Source organism: Prevotella sp. OH937_COT-195, from assembly GCF_003932845.1.
GTDB lineage: Bacteria > Bacteroidota > Bacteroidia > Bacteroidales > Bacteroidaceae > Prevotella.
In genome coordinates, this window is record NZ_RQZH01000196.1 from 1 (window position 1) to 326 (window position 326).

At 39.0% G+C, this 326-nt stretch carries 1 protein-coding gene; it reads right to left on the reverse strand.

The genetic code is table 11. The features are described 5' to 3' along the window. Positions 1-326: 50S ribosomal protein L3 (gene rplC, locus EII32_RS11875; protein ID WP_125235488.1), on the reverse strand; the 326-nt coding region annotated here is incomplete at both ends.

The window sequence follows — 326 nt, forward strand, 5'->3', positions numbered from 1 at the left end:
CTCTAACAGTTACTAAACCACCCTTAGGTCCTGGAATAGCACCTTTAATAAGAACCAAGTTCTTTTCAACATCAACTTTTACAACTACAAGATTTTGAACAGTACTTCTCTTGTTACCCATCTTACCGCTACCTTTACGGCCTTTTAAAACTCTACCAGGGAAAGTTCCGGCACTTCTAGCACCAGCTACTCTGTGAGATTTAGAACCGTGAGTTTCAGGTCCTCTACTATAATTCCATCTCTTAATAGCACCTTGAGTTCCTTTACCTTTAGAAGTTCCAACTACATCAACTTTATCTCCTTCAGAGAAGATGTCTGCTTTAATT